The 14,001-nt window shown below is 58.5% G+C and carries 12 protein-coding genes; 6 read left to right on the top strand and 6 right to left on the bottom strand.

What is annotated here, in order from left to right; translation table 11 throughout:
* Position 1: 1 nt before the first annotated feature.
* From rimM to ffh, 3 genes are all read right to left on the bottom strand, one after another.
* Complete coding sequence (rimM, locus tag FGO67_RS14265) at positions 2-529, bottom strand: ribosome maturation factor RimM (RefSeq protein ID WP_203301353.1); 528 nt, start codon at positions 527-529, stop codon at positions 2-4.
* A gap of 27 nt (positions 530-556) precedes the next feature.
* A complete protein-coding gene (gene rpsP, locus FGO67_RS14260; RefSeq protein ID WP_203301352.1) occupies positions 557-796 on the bottom strand; it encodes a 30S ribosomal protein S16 in 240 nt (79 codons plus the stop codon).
* Positions 797-959: 163 nt separating this feature from the next.
* Complete coding sequence (ffh, locus tag FGO67_RS14255; RefSeq protein WP_203301351.1) at positions 960-2,348, bottom strand: signal recognition particle protein; 1,389 nt, start codon at positions 2,346-2,348, stop codon at positions 960-962.
* Between the two features lie 181 nt (positions 2,349-2,529).
* Between ffh and FGO67_RS14250 the strand changes: the two genes are divergently transcribed.
* From FGO67_RS14250 to FGO67_RS14235, 4 genes are all read left to right on the top strand, one after another.
* Positions 2,530-3,336 (top strand): cytochrome C assembly family protein, encoded by an 807-nt coding sequence (locus FGO67_RS14250; protein ID WP_203301350.1) that lies wholly within the window; start codon positions 2,530-2,532, stop codon positions 3,334-3,336.
* 78 nt (positions 3,337-3,414) lie between these two features.
* Positions 3,415-4,695: an HlyC/CorC family transporter gene (locus tag FGO67_RS14245; protein ID WP_203301349.1), complete on the top strand. Its 1,281-nt coding sequence runs from the start codon at positions 3,415-3,417 to the stop codon at positions 4,693-4,695.
* Between the two features lie 404 nt (positions 4,696-5,099).
* Positions 5,100-7,307 (top strand): DUF1631 domain-containing protein, encoded by a 2,208-nt coding sequence (locus tag FGO67_RS14240; protein WP_203301348.1) that lies wholly within the window; start codon positions 5,100-5,102, stop codon positions 7,305-7,307.
* 5 nt (positions 7,308-7,312) lie between these two features.
* Complete coding sequence (locus FGO67_RS14235) at positions 7,313-8,116, top strand: TonB family protein (protein WP_203301347.1); 804 nt, start codon at positions 7,313-7,315, stop codon at positions 8,114-8,116.
* 10 nt (positions 8,117-8,126) lie between these two features.
* Here FGO67_RS14235 and grxD read toward each other — a convergent pair whose 3' ends face one another.
* Positions 8,127-8,453 (bottom strand): Grx4 family monothiol glutaredoxin, encoded by a 327-nt coding sequence (grxD, locus tag FGO67_RS14230; protein ID WP_138440828.1) that lies wholly within the window; start codon positions 8,451-8,453, stop codon positions 8,127-8,129.
* A gap of 230 nt (positions 8,454-8,683) precedes the next feature.
* Between grxD and argF the strand changes: the two genes are divergently transcribed.
* Both argF and FGO67_RS14220 read left to right on the top strand, forming a co-directional pair.
* Positions 8,684-9,598, top strand: a complete 915-nt coding sequence (gene argF, locus FGO67_RS14225) for an ornithine carbamoyltransferase (protein ID WP_203301346.1) — start codon at positions 8,684-8,686, stop codon at positions 9,596-9,598.
* A 4-nt stretch (positions 9,599-9,602) separates the two neighbouring features.
* Positions 9,603-10,676, top strand: coding sequence for an ABC transporter ATP-binding protein (locus tag FGO67_RS14220; protein WP_203301345.1), 1,074 nt, complete (start codon positions 9,603-9,605; stop codon positions 10,674-10,676).
* 6 nt (positions 10,677-10,682) lie between these two features.
* On the opposite strand, the gene glpK is transcribed toward FGO67_RS14220, so the two are convergent.
* Both glpK and FGO67_RS14210 read right to left on the bottom strand, forming a co-directional pair.
* Entirely contained in the window at positions 10,683-12,164 is a 1,482-nt protein-coding gene (gene glpK / locus FGO67_RS14215) for a glycerol kinase GlpK (protein WP_203301344.1), read from the bottom strand.
* 256 nt (positions 12,165-12,420) lie between these two features.
* Entirely contained in the window at positions 12,421-13,995 is a 1,575-nt protein-coding gene (locus FGO67_RS14210; protein WP_203301343.1) for an ATP-binding protein, read from the bottom strand.
* Between the last annotated feature and the right edge of the window lie 6 nt (positions 13,996-14,001).

The following is a 14,001-nucleotide window of genomic DNA, read 5'->3' as shown; positions in this document are numbered from 1 at the left end:
GTCAGAACTCCGGATCCCAGTCTACGACCATTCGGCCAGCTGTCAGATCCACACCCCTGACCACTTGCTCAGGCAGGTAAGGAATCAGACGCTCGCGCTGATCGATGGAGCTTGCCGAAGCTTGCACCACGAGGACGTCGTTGGAACCCGTTTCAATCAGGTGGTGCACTGTTCCCAGGCACTCACCGTCGACCGTAGATACCTCAAGACCTTCAAGCTGAAACCAGTAAAACTCGCCTTTCGGGAGCTCTGGCAGCTCGTGGGTGCCGACTTTGACCTCTGCACCGCAGTACTTGAGAGCAACATCTCGATCATCAATGCCTTTAAGCCTGACGACGATTCCCTGCCCTTGGCGGCGACCTTCCTCAAGCTTGGCCGGAATACGCCTACCGTCCAGCTCTAAAGTCCAGTCGCGGTAGTTCAGGATTCCGTCCTTGGGGTCAGTGTAGGAGTAAACTTTTAGCCACCCCTTGACCCCAAATACCGAGGTAATCCGGCCGATCACAGTTTCCTGCGAAGTCTGTGTCATGCCATAAACCCCGGCCTTAATTCGTACTTACTCAGCGCCTTTCAGCAGCTGGGCAACGCGCTCGCTTGGCTGGGCGCCTTGGCCCATCCAGAACTCAACGCGCTCACGATCTACACGCAGACGCTCTTCCTGACCGCGGGCGATCGGGTTGAAGAAGCCAACTCGCTCAATGAAACGACCGTCGCGAGATTTGCGGCTGTCGGTAACTGTCAGATGATAGAACGGGCGCTTCTTAGAGCCACCACGAGCCAAACGGATGCTTACCATTTAACCAATATCCTGTTCTGTTGTACGAAACTTGTACGATTCACGCCAACTAAAACGCAGTTGGCGCGAAGACCCATACTCGAAAGGGGCGCTATTCTATGCTAATTAAGCGCCAATGAAAACAGGGAAACACATTGATTCCCCGTTTTCGGTGTAAGGCTTTTTACATACGGCCAAACGGAGGCATTCCACCTCCACCGCCGCCGGGCGGCATCATACCACCAAGTCCGCGCATCATATTCGCCATACCACCCTTTTTGCCAAATTTTTTCATCATCTTCTGCATTTGCTTGTGCTGCTTGAGCAGACGATTGATGTCCTGGATCTGGGTGCCAGAGCCGGATGCGATTCGACGTTTACGCGAATTATTAATGGTATCGGGGTAGCGGCGCTCTTTCGGAGTCATGGAGCAGATGATGGCCTCCATCTGCCCCATGGACTTGTCATTGACCTGCTGCTGCGCCATCTGAGCCATTTGCCCCATGCCCGGCAACTTATCCATCAGACCACCGATGCCACCCATGCTCTTCATCTGCTGAAGCTGGTCCCGGAAGTCCTCAAGATCGAAACTCTTACCCTTTTTGATCTTCTTGGTAAGCTTCTGAGCCTTCTTCTGATCCAGTTTGCGCTCTGCTTCCTCTATAAGGGAGAGCACATCGCCCATACCCAGAATCCGGGAAGCAACCCGATCCGGATGAAAAGGCTCGAGGGCGTCGGATTTCTCCCCCACACCCAGGAACTTGATCGGCTTGCCAGTAATGTGACGAACGGACAGGGCCGCACCGCCGCGGGCGTCGCCGTCGGTCTTGGTCAGCACAACACCGGTCAATGGCAGCGCGTCGTTGAACGCCTTCGCGGTATTGGCGGCATCCTGGCCGGTCATGGCGTCAACGACAAACAGGGTCTCAACCGGATTCACCGCTTTATGCAGTCGGCCGATCTCACCCATCATCTGTTCGTCTACGTGCAGACGACCGGCGGTATCGAGGATGACAACATCAATGTGCTTTTTGCGGGCCGCGTCGATCGCACCCTCTGCAATATCCACCGGGTCCTGCTCGGCAGTACTGGGGAAAAACTCCACACCCACTTCGCCAGCCAGGGTTTCCAGCTGCCGGATAGCCGCAGGGCGGTAGACGTCGGCACTGACCACCAGCACCGACTTTTTCTGGCGCTCTTTAAGGAAGCGCGAAAGCTTGGCAACCGTGGTGGTTTTACCCGCACCCTGCAAACCAGCCATCATGATGATCGCCGGCGGCTGCACGGCCAGGTTCAGGGACTCGTTGCCCTCACCCATGACGCGCTCCAGCTCCTGCTGGACCACCTTCACGAACACCTGGCCAGGCGTCAGGCTGCGCTGAACTTCCTGGCCAATGGCCCGCTTGCGGACACCTTCGACGAAATCCTTGACGACCGGCAGGGCGACATCCGCTTCCAGCAGCGCCATCCGAACTTCACGCAGCGTATCCTTGATGTTGTCGTCGGTTAGCCGCGCCTGACCGGAAATCTTGCGCAGGCTACCGGAAAGTCGGTCTTGGAGGTTCTCAAACATGTTGCTCTTCCGTACCCCGGATAAATTGAGTGCATGGAGTGCAGGTGCCGGCTCGGCGCCTTGATTCCAGTTGCATAATCGCGACATTATAACCAGACTATCGCCCTGAAACGACCAGCCCGGTCAAATCGGTGAAACGAACCACCGATCTCCTGTAATAACAGTGGTATATAAGGAAGTTATGGGAACGCTGATTCTCGCGGTCACCGCTCTTTTCCTGTACAGCGTCGGCACCGCGCTGCAGGCTTTGCATTTCAGGGGACGCATTACCAGCAATCTCGCCATCACCACCCTGATCGGGGTGCTCGCATTGATCAGCCACGGTTTGCTCATAGCCCAAAGCATCCATCACGACGGCGGCTTCGACTTTGGCTTCTTTAAAAGCTCAGTGCTGATTTCCTGGCTGATCGTACTTATGCTGTTGGGCCTGAACCTTAGAAAACCGGTTCAGAACCTGTTCCTGATCGTTTACCCGCTGGCTATTCTAACCATCATCCTGGCCCTGGTGACGCACACTCCATCGAGACTGGTCTCGGATGACAGCTACGGCATGTTGTCACACATCGCACTTTCGGTCACAGCCTACAGCCTGTTTACCCTTGCTGCCATCCAGGCAACCCTGCTCTACTCCCAGAATCGCCAACTGAAACGCAACTACAACAGTCTGCTGGTGCGCAATCTGCCGCCGCTGCAGACCATGGAGTCGCTGCTGTTTGAGATGGTCTGGGCAGGCGTGGTCATGCTGATCCTGGCCATCGCGACCGGCGCCCTGTTTGTGCAAGACCTGTTTGCCCAGGACCTGGCGCACAAAACCGTATTCTCCATGCTCTCCCTACTGGTTTTCGTCGCCCTTCTAATTGGGCGCTACACCCGGGGCTGGCGCGGCCTGACTGCGAGCCGCTGGACGCTGGCAGGCTGCGCACTGCTAATGCTGGCGTTTTACGGCAGCAAATTTGTCCTGGAACTGCTGTTCCAGAAAGGTGCCTGAGCACGGACCCCATAACTTGACACCGACCTTGGCCACACCCTATTTTCCCCACTTGTCGGTAACAAAAGGACACACCCCTTGAACGAAACATCGCTGACCGCGCTGTTTATCCTCCTCGTCGGCCTGATCATGTTGTCCGGTTTCTTCTCGAGCTCGGAAACCGGCATGATGTCCCTGAATCGATATCGCCTCAAACACCTGGCCAAAACCGGCCACCGGGGCGCGCGCCGGGCCGAGAAGCTGCTTCAGCGAACCGACCAGCTGATCGGGGTTATCCTGATCGGCAACAACTTCGTGAACATCTTTGCCTCATCGATCGCCACTGTCATTGCCATCAAGATCTGGGGCGACGCCGGCATCGCAATCGCAACTATCCTGCTGACCGTGGTGATTTTGATTTTCGCCGAAGTCACGCCGAAGACCCTGGCAGCGCTGTTTCCCGAAAAAATCGCATTTCCGGCCAGCTACATCCTTGGTCCGCTGCTGAAAATCCTTTACCCCATCGTCTGGGCGGTGAATCTGCTCACCGGCGGAATCCTGAAGCTCCTGGGCATCTCGCCGGAGGACGCTGCCACCGACCATCTCAGCCGGGAAGAACTGCGCACCCTCGTAAACGAAGCCGGCGCCTTGATTCCAGCCAAGCACAAAGACATGCTGGTCAGCATCCTGGATCTGGAAAAGGTCACGGTGAACGACATCATGGTGCCGCGCAACGAAGTGGTGGGTATCGACCTGGAAGACGACACCGACACGATCCTGCGTCAGCTCCGAAGCAGTCAGCACACCCGCCTGCCGGTGTTCTCGGGTGACATTAACGAGATCAAGGGCATACTGCACCTGCGCAGTGTCTCCAAGCTGCTGCTGCACGAGGAAGTCAACAAGGCCATGATCATGCAGCTGTGTCAGGAGCCCTACTTTGTGCCCGAAAGCACGCCATTGAACACCCAGCTGATCAATTTCCAGAAAGGCAAGCGCCGGTTCGGCGTAGTCGTTGACGAATACGGAGACGTGCTCGGCGTGGCCACCCTGGAGGACATACTGGAAGAGATCGTGGGCGAGTTCACCACCGACTACGCCGCCACCAGCCCCGACATCATCCCCCAGGACGACGGCACCTTTATTATCGATGGCACCGCTGCCGTGCGCACCATCAACAAGACATTGGGCTGGAAACTGCCAATCGACGGCCCGAAAACCCTGAACGGGCTGATCACCGAGACTTTGGAGAATATTCCTGACACCAACGTGTGTTTGAAAGTCGAAGGGCACTGCGTTGAAGTGCTCCAGATCAAAGACAACGTGGTCAAGGCCGCCATCGTCCACCCGCGCAAACGCCGTAAACGCTCAGTGACGAAGTAATCGCCGAACTCCCTATAGATCCCTGGGTTATGAAGAACCAGACTTTAGAAAGATCAAATATTAACCACTTTCTTGACCCTTATCGATTAGCCACCAACACTTAGGTTGGTGACAGATAAGTAATCTTAAGGAGCATGCCTCTGGACCCATCGCCAAGCGTTGGGTGGCTGCCCCATCCCAGAGCCCCTCAACCCGATGCTCCCCAGGCTCTCACTGGCGGTGCGGAGAACTGGGCCAGTAATACCGAATACAGCGCCTGACACATGCACCGTTTTTTGACGTCGGTCGCAGGTCTGGCTTTAGTCATGTTAACTTTGCTGAAAATGCGGTAAATTTGACCAATAATTAAAAATCAGGACTTTTGCTCGGTCATGTATCCGGTTGAGGCGTAAAAGGAGTCTGCCATGAACAAGCAGTCCGGCATACATTACCTTCGCGAGCACAGGGAAGCGGGCAACAACAAACCGGTCCCCGCGGAGGTTACCCGCATCCGTGACACGGTGGTCGCCGGGCTGGGCGACCTGATGCAGGGCGCATTCGATGCCGTCGACGATTCACTGTTCGAGCTCGCCAACAATGCGCGCAGCAACAACGAACAGAATCGCTACTTTGAGGCCATGCGCGAGATCCGAATCAAGCGCAAAGGCGTTGAGCGCCATTTCCAGAGCGCCGTCGCCCACTTCTTTTCGAAGCCTCCGCACACCGGCAACAGTCAGGAAGAGATCCTGAGCAAACAGGCCAGCTCCGAGAGCCTGTCACTGGTCGGCGATGAGGACCTGGAAGAACAGGTCGCCCTGAATGCCATGATCACGAAGGCCAAGGCCCATTTCCAGGGCCCGCTGCTGCAATTGCAGACCCGATTCGGCCAGGTCTACCCCGAAGCGACCGAAGAATCCCCCGTCAACCCAATGGCTCCCGAGCATCTCTGCAGCGCCTTCACCGAAGCCATTGAAGCCCTGGAAATCCAGATCCGTGAGCGTCTCATCCTGCTCAAGCAGTTTGATCGCTACGTGGTATCCAACCTGGGCATGCTGCTGGACGAGGCCAACCGGATTCTGATTCAGGCCGGCGTGATCCCAAATTTCCGCTACCACGGCAAGGCGGGCAAGCAACACACCGCCGAATCCGCCAAAGATGCACCGCCTACGGCGCCGGAGGCAACGGAGCAAACCAGCGCCGAGGCCGCAAGCAACAGTGCGGTATTCGAACAAATTCGTCAGATGCTGGCCCTGCAGCGGGCCAATGCCGGCATGCCGCCTCGCGCCTCCGATCCGGGCATCCGCCTGGTTGGCGATTCGGAGCTGGCAGATCTGCTGAACGCCCTACCCCTGCCGGATACCCGTCCGATCAGCGGCAACCTCAGCGATGGCGAGCCAATCACCATCGATCTCCGCTACGTGGTCCAGCAGATTCTATCCCAGGCCGATGCCGGCGATGGCCGGAAGCCAGCCCTGGACGAGTTCGATGAAGACCTCATCAACCTGGTGTCCATGCTGTTCGAGTTCATCCTGGACGATTACAACCTGTCTGCGCCAGTACAGGTGCTGATCAGCCGATTGCAGATCCCCATTCTGAAAGTGGTGATCCGGGACAAGACCTTTTTCAGCCAGGCCAACCACCCGGCTCGGCGCCTGCTCAACTCCATGGCCCGCGCAGGCATTGGCTGGAGCTCCAGCGATGAAAAAGCGAAAGACAAGCTGTACAACCAGATCCACAACATTGTTCAGCGGATTCTCAACGAATTCACCGGAGACGTGACCCTGTTCGAAACCCTGAACCAAGAATTTGACCAGTTTCTCGAGAAAGAGAACCGGAAGTCCTCCCTCGTCGAGCAGCGAACCCGGGAATCCGAACGTGGCCGCATCAAGTCTCAGCGGGCGCAGGAGACTGTCGACAACCTACTGAAGCAGAAAGTCTCCCGTTACAAACTGCCCGAAACCATCCACGATATCCTGATGAACGGCTGGAGCCGCGTAATGTTCCTTGCCTACCTGCGGGACGACGTAGAGCATCGCTGGAACGAATCTGTGCGTGTCGTCGACGACCTGATCTGGTGCCTGCACCCGCACCAGGAAGACGACGAACGGGATCAGTGGGTACGGGTGGTTCCCAGCCTTCTCAAGACGCTTCGCGCCGGACTGGAAGAGGTCTCCTACAACTCATCGAAACTGGATGTAATGATCGGCCACCTCAAGCACGAGCTGGCCGAAGCCTTCCGGACCAACGCGGCTATCGAAGCACGACAGGACTCCCCAACCGAGCCCGAGCAAGACATTGCCACGCTGCACCAGACCGCGGTGGAGCGCCAGCAGGAGCTGGAAGACGCAGCGATTTCGGAATACGTGGCCCAGATCGACACCATCGAGGTTGGCAACTGGGTGGAATTCCGCCTGGTGAATGGTGCCAGCTTCCGCTGCAAGCTGTCGGCGATCATCGAAGAGGCGGACTGCTTCGTGTTCGTTAACCGCATGGGCCTGAAGGTCATCGAAAAGAACCGGATTGAGCTGGCGCACGAAATGCGCCGGGGCCGCCTGACCCTGCTTGAACAGGGCGCCCTGATCGACCGGGCCCTGGACGCGGTAGTCGGCAGCCTGCGGAGTAAGACAGCCTGAGTCTGATGCAGCAAACAGAAGGGCCCAAGTACAGCCTGCCGGCCGGCTATCGCATAGCTCTGGCGATGTCGGCGGCCTTTCTGGCCCACACGCTGCTACTCTCTGGGTTTCCGTCACCGTTTCAGGAGCCCGACGATGCTCGCCATCGCGTCAGCGTTGAGTTGGTTGCCCCCGGCACAGTAACCCGCCCGGAACGTTCCGCCGCGACGGGACCGGCCAGTAGCCGAAACCCCAGATTTGAAGCCCCCCCGCTCCAGACCCAGACCCAGACCCAGACCCAGACCCAGACCCAGACCAGAGGATCACGGATTGAACCCGTTATCCCTACCTCCAGTGTCTCCACCATCAGTAGCAGCGCCAACCCCTCGGCCACCAATGCGCCCAATACACCGGTGGCCATGACTACTGCATCCTCGTCAGCATCGGCCGCCAGCACCCCCGCCCGAGCCGGCGAGCAAGCCCCCCTGGCGGAGCCACAACCGGTCGCAACTGCCACCCGGATTACCGAATCGCCGGACGAGCAGGATCCCTACCTCATCAAATTGGCAGTCCACCTTGGTCACGAGTTGGAGAAATTGCGAGTGCCAGCGATCGCCCAACTGTCGGAACGGGTGGCGATGGAGATTGAACTCCAGCTGCTGGCCAATGGAGCCCTGACACGGGCGAGAGTACTGAAATCGACGGGTCTTACACGAATTGACAATGCGGCCTACCGCGCATCATTGGCCGCCAGCCCCTATCCGGAGCCTCCGGTCGGCGGCCAGAGCCGGTTCGAGATTGAACTGGTGTTCTCCCCGAACCGGTTCTGAAGCGCTCAAATCAGGCTTCGGCCTGCTTGGCAGCGTCCTTGACCATCTTGGCCAGTTCACCGCTCTCGGACATTTCGAGGACGATGTCGCAGCCGCCTACCAATTCACCGTTGATGTACAGCTGGGGATAGGTTGGCCAGCTGGAGTAGACCTTCAGGGCTTCGCGGAGTTCCTGGTTGTCCAGGATATTTACAAATGCGAAGCGCTCGCCACAGGCCATCAGAGCTTGAACCGTCTTGGCGGAAAATCCGCACTGGGGAGCCTGGGGGCTGCCTTTCATGTACAGGATGACCGGGTTATCGCCGAGTTGGCTCTTGATGGTTTCGTTAATGTCCATGAACATTCACCTCTGATCGGAAACGGAATTGCCAATGGGCAACGGACTTGGCGTCTATTGTACACGTCCAGCGGAGACCGCACCAAACACGGCAGCGTGCTGGCCGCCTCAGCCGGGCGCCATAGCGTTGTCATCCCTGCTACGAAGGGCTAGACTTGTTGGCCCATTTTTCAGGCAGCGTATTCGCCAACTCCGGTGATGCCGGGCTTCGTTGACATAAGGGCCAATGCATGGCGGCACGACACTTTCTGACACTGAATGACATGACCACCACTGAGCTTGAAAGTCTGGTGGATCATGCCTCCAAACTCCGGAATGAGTGGCATCAAGGCAAGGTAAGGGACACTCTCAAGAATCGCGTCCTGGCGATGATCTTCGAGAAATCCTCGACCCGGACCCGGGTGTCGTTCGAAGCCGGGATGGCGCAGCTGGGCGGCTCGGCAATGTTCCTGTCACCGCGCGACACCCAATTGGGGCGCGGAGAACCGATTGAAGACTCCGCCATTGTCATCTCCAGCATGGTCGATGCGGTGATGATCCGTACCTTTGCCCATGACACGGTCGAACGCTTCGCTGCCGCTTCCCGGGCACCGGTCATCAACGCCCTGACTGATGATTTCCACCCGTGCCAGCTGCTTGCCGACATGCAAACCTACCGGGAACACCGTGGCAGCATTCGAGGTGCCACCGTGGCCTGGATTGGTGACGGCAACAACATGTGCCACTCCTACGTCAATGCGGCGGCGCAGTTCGATTTCCATCTTAATGTTGCCTGCCCGGAAGGCTACGAGCCTGATGCCGAGCTGCTGAAAGCCCATGGCGACCGGGTAACTGTATTCCGGGATCCGGCTGAAGCGGCGCGCAAGGCCAATCTTTTGGTCACCGATGTCTGGGCGTCCATGGGCCAGGAAGAAGAGCAGAAGGTCCGCGAGCAAGCCTTCCGCAGCTATCAAATCAGCCCCGCGCTGATGCAGGTGGCCGACAAGGACGCCCTGTTCATGCATTGCCTGCCGGCCCACCGTGGCGAGGAAATTTCGGCTGACATGATGGAACACCCCAGTTCAGTGGTTTGGCACGAGGCCGAGAACCGGCTGCACGCGCAAAAAGCGTTGCTGGAGTTCCTCATCCTCAATCAGCTGGACTAATCCCATGCATACTCCCACCCATTCCCCGGACGGCTGGTTGCTCGAGGTGAACAACCTGTCCTGCGGTTACGGGGGCGACTCCGTGGTCCGAGACGTCAGCTTTGCACTCAGCCATGGCGACATCGGCTGCTTGCTAGGGCCCAGCGGCTGCGGCAAGAGCACCATCTTGCGGGCCCTGGCCGGCTTTCTGCCCCTAAACAGCGGCGAGATCAGCCTGCTCTCCCAGGCCATCAGCCTGCCCGGCCGGACGCTGGCGCCGGAGAAACGCCGGGTGGGTATGGTGTTCCAGGACTACGCCCTGTTCCCGCACCTGACCATTGCCGACAACGTCGGCTTCGGCCTGCGCAACATGTCCAAGGCCGAAAAGCATCAGAAAGTGGCGGAACTGCTCGAGGTGGTACACCTGCAGGACCTGGCCAACAACTACCCGCACGAATTGTCGGGTGGCCAGCAACAGCGCGTCGCCCTGGCCCGCGCCCTGGCCCCGGAACCAACTCTGATCCTGCTGGACGAGCCCTTCTCCAACCTGGACGCAGACCTGCGTCGCCGGTTAAGCCTCGACGTGCGGGACATACTGAAGACTCTCGGCATCAGCGCCATCCTGGTCACCCACGACCAGCAGGAAGCCTTTGCCATGTGCGATCAGGTTGCGGTGCTTCGCGACGGTCAAATTCAGCAATGGGACGTTCCCTACAACCTGTACCACGAACCCTCGAACCGCTTCGTTGCCGGCTTCGTTGGCCAGGGCGGTTTCGTCCCCGGGAAGACCCTGGGGCCGGATACCATCGAATCCGAGCTGGGCGTGATCCACGGCAACCGGGCCTACAACTGGTCAGCCGGAACCCTGGTGGATGTTCTCATCCGCCCCGACGACATCGTCTACGATGCCGACTCCGAGCTTCGCCCCAAAGTGATTGAAAAAACCTTTGCCGGCACTTCAACGCTCTACCGTTTCCGATGTTCCGAGGACACCGAGTTCGAGGCGCTGTTTCGAAGCCACCTTGACTTTCACCTGGGCGAGCACGTGCCGGTGCGCGTCGAAGCCGATCACCTGATTGCGTTTGAGCGCAACGCCTGACCGCAATCAGTCGTTGCAGACACGCTCAACAGCATCGATCCAGCCAGCGTACAGGGACTCCCGCAGGGAGGGCCCCATGCGCGGCTCGAATCGGTACTCGCATTCCCAGAGTTTGGCAATTTCCTCAAGACTGGAGTAGACCCCCGTTTGCAGGCCTGCCAGATAGGCCGCCCCCAGAGCCGTTGTCTCGGTGATTTTTGGGCGGTCCACGGTGACATCGAGGATATCGGCGAGGAACTGCATCACCCAGTCGTTGACCACCATGCCGCCATCCACCCGCAGGGTTTTCAGGTGGGCGCCGTCGTTCTGGATGGCCCGAATCAAGTCCTTGGTCTGGTAACACACGGACTGAAGACCGGCCGTCACAATTTCGGCTATTCCCGTATCCCGGGTCAGCCCCATGATCGCGCCTCGGGCATGCGGATCCCAGTGCGGTGCGCCCAGACCGGTGAACGCGGGCACCAGGTACACCGGATTCTCAACACCGACTGACTCCGCATGCGCCGTAGATTCACTGGCGTGTTTGATCAGCTTCAGGCCATCCCTCAGCCACTGCATGGCAGCGCCGGCCACAAAGATGCTGCCCTCCATGGCATAGCAGGGCTTGCCATTAAGGCGGTAGGCCATGGTGGTTAGCAGCCGGTTTTCCGAGCGCAGCGCCTTATCGCCAGTGTTCAGCATCAGGAAACAGCCGGTGCCGTAAGTGCTCTTCGCCATCCCCGGCTCAAAACACGCCTGCCCAATCAAGGCCGCGTGCTGGTCACCGGCAACGCCGGCAATGGCAACCGGCGCCCCCAGCCATTCCGCCTGGGCGGTGCCATAATCTGCGGCGCTATCCAGCACCTCGGGCAGTAACGCCCGGGGCACCCGGAACAGCTCCAGCAGCTTGTCGTCCCAGTTCTGTTCGTGAATGTTGAACAACGCAGTACGCGAAGCATTGGTCGCATCCGTGCAGTGGGACTCGCCACCGGTCAAATTCCATAGCAACCAGCTGTCTATGGTGCCGAAGGCCAGCTCACCGGTCTCGGCCCGTGCCCGCGCGCCCTCGACGTTATCGAGAATCCAAGCGATCTTCGTGGCCGAAAAATAGGGATCGATCAGCAGACCGGTGCTCTCCACCACCGCATCCTCATGGCCATCAGTCTTGAGCTTTGTGCACACCGATGCGGTGCGTCGATCCTGCCAGACAATAGCGTGGTAGATGGGCTTGCCAGTGCTGCGCTCCCAGATCACCGTGGTTTCGCGCTGGTTAGTGATGCCAATGCCCGAGAGATCTGCAGCCGACACATTTGACCTTTCCAGGGCACTGCGACACACCGCCAGCGTACTTTCCCAAATCTCAAGCGCGTCGTGCTCAACCCAGCCGTCCTGGGGGAAATACTGGTGAAACTCCTGTTGGTCAGAAGCAACACTGGCACCGGTGTCATCAAACACGATGGCGCGGGAGCTGGTAGTGCCCTGATCGATGGCAAGCAGGTAGCGAGTCATAAAGATCTCCGTTTGTTTTTTCCGGATTCTAACAGCAGTGGAAAAGCAAGGAGACCGAATGGGGCAAAAAAGGAGGGCGAAATAAAAAAAGGGCCGGAAAACCGGCCCTCAAATGACGAATGAAACAAGGAAAGTTCGTAAGAACTACAACCTCAAAAGCCATCCCTTACGCTCTTAGTATTAGCTAAGCTGTCCGGTTCGTCCGTAGCGGTTGTGTAGCGACTTTGTTACATCTGGTTAGACTCTGAGCAGTGGGTCACACAATCGGGTCGATCGGTTTCTTGCGCGGCCATACCAGGCTGAAGCGCGCCCCACCCAGCTCGTTACTGCGGCCCACAAAAGCCTGCCCGCCATGCCAGTACAGGATGCGCCGGACAATGGACAAGCCCAGGCCATATCCGCCAGAAGTACGGGTTCGGCTGTCATCAAGCCGCGCAAAAGCGGTAAACACTTTTTCCCAATCGTCCTCGGGAACCCCGGAGCCGTCATCTTCAACGTCAATCCGGCAGTTGTCCTCGTCGATCTGGCAGCGCACCAGTACCCGGCCAGCAGCATATCGACCGGCGTTACCAACGAGATTCTGAATGGCCCGGTGAATGTAACGCGGCTCGACATCGGACAGGGCCCACTGCTCTGAGCCCGGATCAATATCGGCCTCAATTTTCAGGGCCGGTCGAATCAGCTGCTGTTCCGACACCACTTGCCGAACCAGGTCGGTGACTGATGCTTCCTGCAACGAGAACACCGGCCCGCCCTGCTCCAGCCGGGCGTAGGTCAGAATTTCATCAATCAGCTCATCCAGTTCCTGAATATCGCCATCGATGCCATCGAGCTGCTTCTGCAGCCGCCCTGCATCCTGGCAGTCCTCAATCATCTGTACGCCGAACCGGATGCGGGCGACCGGCGTGCGCAGCTCATGGGAGACCGCGTGAATCATTTCACGCTGCACATTGACCAGACGCTGAATGTGCTCCGCCATGCCATTAAAGGAGCCACCAAGGCGGGCAACCAGGGTTCCAGAACCGGTTTCCACCCGAGCGCCCATCTCGCCCCGGGCAATGCGAATAGCCACCGACTCAACCTTCCGCAGGTTGCTGTCGACGGCACGCACGCCAAGGAAAACCGCGACCGCGAGCACTCCGCCGACCACCGCTACCAGCAGCAGAATCACCGGCCAGGCCCAGGGCGTGAACGGAGGCGGCATGGCAACCCTGAACAGCTCGCCATCATCGAGCTGAAACAGCACATGCCCCCTACCGATCGGACCCTGCTGGTAAAACACCAGGCCATCGCTGGCCACCTGTTCAAGCACCTCATCGGATGGCAGCAGGCCGACATCGTTCACCGGCCCCACCTCGACATTGAGCGCCTCGGCAAGCTGGGTGGCCATGTTGACCCGCTCGTCCGGGCCGGTCGCCCGCAGATGCCAGCGAACGATCAGGGAGACGGCTTCGGCCACTTCCTGGTAGGGATCGTCAAACTTCATCTGCAACACCCGGCCGTCAGGACCGGCAGCAAGCACACGGTAACCAGCAGGACTGGCCAGGGAGACAATCTGATCGTAGCTGAGGCGCTCCAGCGTTACCGGAGACAGCGCCAGCTCGTCGGGGGAAGTTACTTCAAAGTCGTAGAGGGCACCGAGCCAGTGATAGCGTTCAGCTGCATCGGGGTCGGACTGGAGCCAGCGCATCAGTGGCTCGGGGAAACGCTCGTGCCAAAATTGCGATCTGACCGAATTGACGCCCACGAAGAGAGCGACACAGACAACCAGAACCAGCATCACCAGACCGGCAAAGCGAGCATAAAGCTTGAGAAAGAACATCAGGGGCATGTCATG

This window comes from Marinobacter sediminum (assembly GCF_016820575.1).
Classification (GTDB): Bacteria; Pseudomonadota; Gammaproteobacteria; order Pseudomonadales; family Oleiphilaceae; genus Marinobacter; species Marinobacter sediminum.
The sequence above is the reverse complement of the archived record's forward strand: the minus strand, read 5'-3'. Positions and strand labels throughout refer to the sequence as shown.